The sequence below is a fragment of the Ureaplasma diversum NCTC 246 genome (assembly GCF_000731915.1).
Lineage (GTDB): Bacteria > Bacillota_I > Bacilli_A > Mycoplasmatales > Mycoplasmoidaceae > Ureaplasma > Ureaplasma diversum.
The window spans coordinates 1-8502 of record NZ_JFDP01000075.1 but is presented as its reverse complement, the minus strand read 5'-3'; the positions used below and the strand labels follow the sequence as shown (position 1 = coordinate 8502).

At 26.0% G+C, this 8502-nt stretch carries 2 protein-coding genes; one reads left to right on the top strand and one right to left on the bottom strand.

Annotation, left to right across the window (positions count from 1 at the left end):
- A partial coding sequence (locus tag UDIV_RS03355) for an SGNH/GDSL hydrolase family protein (RefSeq protein ID WP_038103314.1) occupies positions 1–7623 on the bottom strand: 7623 nt, incomplete at its 3' end.
- A 364-nt stretch (positions 7624–7987) separates the two neighbouring features.
- Here UDIV_RS03355 and UDIV_RS03350 point away from each other — a divergent pair.
- A complete protein-coding gene (locus UDIV_RS03350) occupies positions 7988–8461 on the top strand; it encodes a glutathione peroxidase (RefSeq protein ID WP_231428087.1) in 474 nt (157 codons plus the stop codon).
- The last annotated feature ends 41 nt before the right edge of the window (positions 8462–8502 follow it).

Genomic DNA, 8502 nt, shown 5'->3' with positions numbered 1-8502 from the left:
AGCTACAAATTGTTGTGGATTTAACAATAATGCTTCAGTGTTTTCTTCCATAAAGTCTAGTAATTTCCCTGGAATTTCTTTAAAGAAATCAAGTGAAGGAAGTAGCGGAGCTACTTCTTTAACTAGAGCTTTAATCTTAGTTTTATCAGTTTCAGATAAATTACTTAAGTTAAAGTAGTTAATAACTGTTTGTTCAGCTATATTAGCTAATTCATTAACAAATGAACCATCTTTTTTAAGTGCACTAGTTAAGAATTGATTAATTTCACTCTTAACAGTTTGTTTATTATTACTTAAATAAACTTTTAATAAATCAGCGAAGTTATTAATATCTTTATAACTATTAGCATCCTTAACAACACTACTAATTGTTTTATTTAATAAGTTTTTAGCAAAATTAAATAATGATGGATCAGTAAATAATTTTCTAAAGCTTTCTTGATATTGTGATTTTAATACTCTTAGCTCAGGAACATTATTAGCAATTGTCACTGCTAAATGATCAGCTAAGTTATTCATCACATTTTGTGCAAATCCTTCAGTTTTATTAGTATCAAATATTTCGTCAAATAATCTTGTACCAATACTTACTATACGATCATTAACAATTGTTTCTTTTGGAGTAGTAATGAACGCTTTAGCAACTTCAAAACCAAAGTTAAGTTTAACATTGTTTGAGTTATCAGCTTGTTCACTAACTGATCTATATGCTGGTGTATCATTTGATTTAGCTTTTAGATTAATGAATTTGTTGAAGTCAAGTTCATTAACAATAGCTAAAATACCATTTACATAATCATCATTTGTAATTTTTTCATTCTTTAAGATATCAACAATTGAAACAAGTTTCTTTGGATCATTGAAATCAAATAAGTTGTTAATTGCAGCTGTTCTGTTTTCAGTATCTTGTTTAGATTTTTGATCACCTAATAATGAACCAACAAAATCTGAAGATCCTAATTTGTCAACAAGTTGTTCGATAACTTCTTTTACAACTGGTAATTCTTTAGCATTACCTAATATCTTACTTACTAAATTCTTAACAGCAGACTTAGATTTTTCTTCAATTTCATTTGGTGCTTTAGATGAAATTAAATCAAATAAAGAATCTGTAATTACATTTTGTGTTTTTTCACTTGTTGCTATATTTTGAACTAAATTAACAAGTTGAGGTTTTAGTTCATCTTTTACTAAGTTAAATAATGTAGATACAAATTCAGAGAATGATTTGTTTTCTTTAAACTTATCAGCTTCTAAAATGACTTTCTTAGCTAAAGTTTTAATGATTGTTTTAAAATCTGTTGATTCGTATAAGATTGCAACTAAGTTATTGATTACATTTTGATTAGTTGAACTTAATTTACTTAAATCAATGTTGCTAGATAAAGATAATAAGTTCTTAGTAATAAATGTTTTAAGATCATTACTTGCAAATACTTGATCAATTAAGTGTTCAACTAAACCATAAAGTTTAGATGCAACATCATGACCTTTTGCTAAGAACTCAGAAGTTTGTAAAGCATGAATGTAATTGAATACAGTTTCTAAAGTGTTATTCTTAACTGTTGTTTTTTGACTATTTTGTGCTGAAGATACTTCACTTGTTGAATCTTGTAATTTCGCATTATCTTGTGCTTTTGTAGCAATTTTTGGTAAGTATTTAATAACAATGTCAATAAATACTTTTAGTTCATCTGCAGTTATATCGTTGAAGTTAAATAATTCAAGTAATGATGCAACTGAGCTAGGGTTAAATAGTTGATCAATTAACTTAGATCCATCAACTGAACCATTAATCGCATTTGTTGTAAATTCAATTAATTGTTCAAGAGAGTATTTTGTAAACTCAAGATTTGGTAAATGTTGAATTAATTTAACTAATAATTTAGAAACAACTTCTTTTTCACTTGATTGTAAATTAACAGCAATGTAGTTTTCAAGTGTACTTACAACCGCTTTAGCAAAGTTAGATTGAACATTAGGATCATTTACAAGAGCAGTTAATACTTTAATAAAGCTATCTTTTAGAGTTGATAAATTTGATTTAGTAAATTCATTGATAATAGCTTGATTATCAGCTAAATTACGATATTTATCTTTAGCATTACTAATATCTTTAATTAATAAGCTAACTCAGTTTTTAACTTCAGATGCAAAAGTAGTATTAGTTGTAATACTTCTAAATAAACTTACATAATCTTCTTTTGTAGTTGGTAAATTAGTTGCTTTACTAATAATTGCAGCTAATACATTAGCAAATTCATCTTGAAGTTTAGATGAAGTAAATACTTTGTTTAATAAATGATTAACTATTGTATCAATCTTAGTTTTAACTTGTTCTTCTGCAACTAAATCATTATTAATGAAGCCAACAATAATTTGTTTGAAGAAATCAAGTGGATTTGATGTAGTTGTAGATTTAGTAGATGAAACAACTATAGTTGATTCTTTTTGTTTCTGATCATCAGTTTTTATTAATGAACTAAAGTCAAGACTATTAACAGCTGGATCAAATAAAATATCAATTACATCAGTAAAATCTTTAGTTGAAAGTTCACTAATCTTAAAGATTTCAATTACATTAATTAATTGTTCTGGTTTTGATAAGAAGTGATCTTTTAATTTAGTTAAGAATGAATCTGCTTGAACATTGTTTTGTTCAAATAATGATTTAGCATTTGATTTGATGAAGTCAAATGTACTATCAACAAGTTTTTTGTATACATCTAAATCTGTAATCTTTTGTAATAAAGTTGATACAAATGATTGAACTTTTAGTTTTTGATCTTCATTTAGAGTAGTTTTGAATTGTTGTTCAAATCAAGTAACTAAACCTTTACCAACTACATCAGTAATTTCTTTATCTTTAAAGATAGCATCAAATAATGCAAGTAATTTTTCTTTGATCTTATCAGCATTACGTTGAGCATATGTTTCAAATAAAGCTGCAAAACTATCTGCTTTAGCATATTCAGTTGTATTATCTAAAACATCACTAATTAAAACTTTAACTAAATCAACTGCAGCATCTTTAACACTTGTATTATTTAATATTTGTTGAATTAAATCTTCTGTAGTTTGAATTAAATTAACTTGGTTGTTAAATGTGCTTAATTGAGCTTTTAATAAATTACTAATTCATTTTGTTAATGTATTGCCATGTTCTTTGTTTGTAAACACTTCACTAACAAAAGTTTCAACAACTTCTTTTAATTTTTCTTTTGATTTAGCATCAGCTAAACCTGTTTTTAACAATGATTGAACAATCTTAAAGACAGTATCAGATGGGTTTGAGTTTACTACTTTTGCAGAAGGATTTTGTACTGATACAGAATCTAGTTTTGCTTCTAAATAACTAACTGGTTTAGTTTGATTCATTAACACTTCAAAGACAAAGATTTGTAAAACATCAACATAATCTCTAACTTTGAATTGATCTTCTGCTAAGAAGTTAAATAAATCTTTAACAACACTACCATCACTTGTTAAAACTTCAAATGCTTTTGCATAATCTTTTGTATTTAAGATATTTTCAACAATATTTGCATCAGTAATTAATCTATTAAAGTTGCTCTTAAATGTTTGAACAAATCTTGAAGTAGATAATTTATCAAAAATTGCATTAGCAAATGTTGATATTTTCTCTTTAGATTCTTCTTTAAGATCAACTCAATCCATATTAGGATTAACTGCTTTAACTAATAAACCTAATAATACTTGACGAACATTTTTATCTTTTAGAACAAAATCAGTTAATTCATTAATTAATGGAATAATTTGATCTTTGTTTTTTTCAAACACAAAAGCAAGAACTGCTCCCATGCTATCTTTTTTGTTTAATTCTTTTGCATTACTAATTAAAGTAGATGTAAATGATTGAATTAGTTTTCTAACTTTTTCATTCTTTGCAGGTAATAAGAATTCATTAAATACAGCATCAACTAATTCAACTTGTTGTTGGTTAGAAAGACCTAATTTATTAATTAATAATGAGTTTGATAAAGCACCATTAACTGTATTTTTAATTCCAAATAATAAATCAGAATTTGTAAATATTTTTTCTACTAAATTGTTTAAAACCTTAATTGCAGAGTCTTGGTTTGTTTTTAGTACTGAAGCATCTTCGCGATTAAACGTACTTAAACTAATTAAGTTCTTAAATAATCTAAATAAAAGGTTTGGTGTAGTTTGATCTGATGCTTTAGCTGATTCATATTGTGTATTTACAGCTTTTTTAAGCTCTTCACTTTGATTGTTATTTTGAACTAAAGCTGTTGCTTCAGGTTTAAGTTGATCAGTTTTGAAGATCTTTTTAAAGTCTAAATTATCTAAGAATAAGTTAGTAATTGAAATTAATTCAAATTCTTTGATATTTGGATCTTCAACTAATTCAAGTAAAGTCAATAAACTTGCAGTTGCAGAGTTAACTAGATCAGTTTTAAATTTATTAGTGAATGCATTTGGATCATTACTAAATAATAATGGAATATGATTTTGAAGAGATGTTAATAAATCTGCTTGTAAGTTTTTGTATAAAGTTAAATTACTAATCTTTGGAATTAGTTTATTAACAAATGAATCGAATTGTTTCTTTTGTTCTTCAGTAGCTGGTTTTTTAAATGGTAAAGAACTCAATACATATTGAGTTGCTAATTCACTAAGAAGTTTGTTTAATTTTTCATCCTTAGTTAATGTTTCAACGAATGTATCAATTAGTTTTTTAACTTCTGCATTTTTATTAGTTAATAAAACTTGTAATAATTCACCAGGATTAGTTACATTAGCATACTTATCTGGATTATCAACAAAATCAACTAATGCTAATTCTAAGATGCTTTGTAATTTATCAGGTCGAATAAGACGAGCAGCTAAATCACTAATTACATCTCAAACTTGTTTCCCGTTGTTTTTTACAAACGGAAGTTTAGCATCAATTAATAAATCTCCTAATTTGTTTTTTGCATAATCTTCAAGTGTACTAAACACTTTATTAGCAAAAGAACTATTAGCAACTTTACCAATTACTTTTTTAAGAACATCTTTAATTTGTGTTTTTTGACTATCATCTAGCTTATTTTCATCTAAAGCTGATAACATCCCTTTAACTGCATCAAAATAGTTAAATTGATTAGCTTTAGTAAATGTTTCAACAACACCAAAAGAACCAACAGCTTTTAATTTAATATCAAAAGCATTTTGTAAACTTACTTCTGTTAATTTTTCTAATTCAGCTGATTCAATATCCTTATTTAAGAACATCTTAATCATGCTATCAAAGAATGATTTAGTAGCTGGTTTGAAAACATCAGCTAACTGTTTACTTAAATGTGATTGGTTTAAATCTAATAGACCAAAATAAGTAGCTGGAAGCTTAAGTTGCTTCATAATGTCGTTTTTATAGTTTTTTAATAAAGGAAGTGCTGTTCCTTTCATTAAAAGTTTCTTAACGATTGTTTTAACTTCTTCGTTATTAAACACATTATTGTTTGAACTACTTGTTGATGATAAGAATAGTTTATAAACTACATCTAAATTCTTATCATCTTTTGTAACTGTATTAATAAGAGAGTCAATTTCTTTTTCAATTTGTGTTGCTTTTGAGCTAACAACTGATGAAATTAATGCAGAAATTGTTTTGTATTTAAAGTGATTATCTTTATTAGTAAAGATTTCATCAACAACTAAATTAATAATCTTATCTAATGCTTTAGTATTAGTTAGAATATCAATTAATTTTGTTTTAAGTAAATTTAACTCTTCAGATTCAAGACTATTTTTTGAACTTGAAACTAATCCTTCAATAATTAATGATGGATTAATAAAACTACTAATAAATTTAGCTAAAGTCTTTTTATTAGTTTCTAGATCATTTTCATTACCATGATATACAACATCATAAATTAAGTTGAAAAGACTTTGATCATTTAATAAGTGTTTATTAAAGACTGTTCTAAAATCTTGTTTATTTATTGTTTGTGTACCAGGCTTATCATTCTTATCATAGTCATTAGAGTCAAAATCATTTTGAATACTTGAAACTGCATCATCTAAGTATCTTGTTTTATTTGTTGATAGAACTAAATTAAACAATGCTTCAAACATTGCTCTTTTATATGCTTTATCAGTTTCAGTTTTACTAGTTAAATTAACTATTAGATCAACTAATAAACCAATTTGTTTACTATCTTTTCTTAATCAAGTATATAAAGCTTTTGCTTTATTAGCATTATTTAATAATCCTTTATTTTCTACATCTTTTTCAAGAAGAGATTGTGTAAATAATAAAGCAGCATTTTCAGTTCCAACTACTTTAATAATTAATTCTGGATTAGTTATGTTTTTAAATGCAATTTGTTGGTTAAAACTATCTTTGTCTTGATTAAAGTAATTAGCATCTCAACTTGATACTAATTCTTGAGCAAGTTCAGAAGTTTTGTTTTGTGCATATTGTTCACCTAAAGCTAACTTTAAGAAAACATCTTGAGCCATCTTTTTATAACCCAAGTGTGTTGGGTGTAAATTAAAGATATCTTTAGCAAAAACATCGTTGTTTTTTAATCAATCATCTGTATCATTTGTAGCAACAAAATTAACATTAACACTCTTAGCTGTATCTTTTAAAACGCTATTAAGACCATTTGTAATTAGTTCAAAAACGTTTTTTTCACCTTGTTTAGTTGAGTCATTAATAACACTATTTAAACGTAAAAATGGAAGCGGATAACCAATTACATTAATACTTAAATCAGGATTGATTTCTTTTAGTTTTTTTAATAATTTTTTAAGGTTATTAGCAACAAATCGTTTTGCTTGATCAATATTCTTTTCAAATTGAATTAATAATTGTGAATCAACATTTGGTTGTGAATTAATGATTTGTGATAAAAGTTGTTGGTCAATAACAGCTAAAAAGTCATTTAAACCAATGGTAATTGTTAATAGATTGGCTTGTGTTAATTGGTGAATAAAATTAGTAAATTGACTTTGGTCAACTTCTTTATTATTCTTTAATTTTTGTTTTAAACTTGAGTATCCAAAATTACCAAAATAAGAACTTAATCAATTTTGATATGGATTAGCTATCTCTTTGTCATTTTGTTTAACTTTTTCAAAGAATAAATAATCTTTATTTTTGAAGTAAGTTTCATCAGCTTCATTTAATAAATAAAGTCAATCAGAAATGCTAGAGTTTGAAATCCCTAAGTTAGTAAAGCTGCTAACTCGTGCTGGTTGTACAGTATTAATATAATTAGCTAAAAAGGCAGGGAATGAAACTCCTTGCACTTGGTTATTATCTAATTTTCCACGTAAGTCAAATTGAGCTTGATCTAAATGCCCAGCTGTTAGTTGATCACCAATTGCTACATATTTAACTGGTTGGTGACTTTTAATACTTACGTTGTGTTTTGTTAATACTAAATTATTTGACTGTTCTTTATTATCAGCTAACTTAGAGGTTTCATTATCCTTAACATTAATAATTCGTTCATCATTATGTTGTATAGGATTAGTCTCTTTCTCATTAGCATTCTGACCAAAATAAATGGCAGGAGCTGCAATTGCTGCAGCTGCTATTAAAGTTGCGACACTAATCCCAACAATTTTTTTCTTGCTATTTTTCATAGACTGAACTCCTTAATTTTGATTAGCCCTTTTTATAAAAAAGCTAGAATCCTAGTCATTAAACTATTTATAGTTTAGTGACAAATTGAGTATTGTTAAATTCCTTATCAAAATCTAAATGAAAGTTTTATGAAATATACCGTATAATCTAACCAATGGTAATTGCTACTTAAAAGATTGCATACTTATCGATTATCTCTTTATTATACCTTATTCTATTTAAATATTCAATCTTTATATAGATAAACCCTAAATTAAAGCCATTTATTAATGTAATTACATTATAAAATGATAAAATTAAGCAGTTTAGTTTACGAGCTTAAAACTAATAACAATATTAGAATAAGGATGATTTAAAAATTAAATGATTAATTTAAAAGATTATACTGTATATGATGTGCATGGTAATTTATATGATTGATCTAAAACAGATAACAAGTTGGTTTTAATTGTTAACACTGCTAGTAAGTGTGGTTTTTCTTATCAACTAGATCGTTTTGAATGACTTCATAACAAATACAAAGACCAAGGTCTTGTTATTTTAGCTTTTCCATCACGTCAATTCTTATACCAGGAATTTGCTACTAATCAAGAAGTTGCTCACTTTTGTCGAAGTAAACAATTTAGTTTTGATGTAATGCAAATCACTAATATCTTAGGAAGAGACATCAACCCTTTATTTGAAAAACTAATCAACGAACACCCTTGATCACATCGTGCTAAAGCAATCAAGTGAAACTATGAAAAATTCTTTGTTAAAAATAATGAAGTAATTGCTCGTTTTAAATCTGATGTCTGTGCTTGTGCTTTAGAAGAATTTATCATTAAAAACTTATAATAAATTAATTATTAATAAATAAAACAAACAACCAAACATGT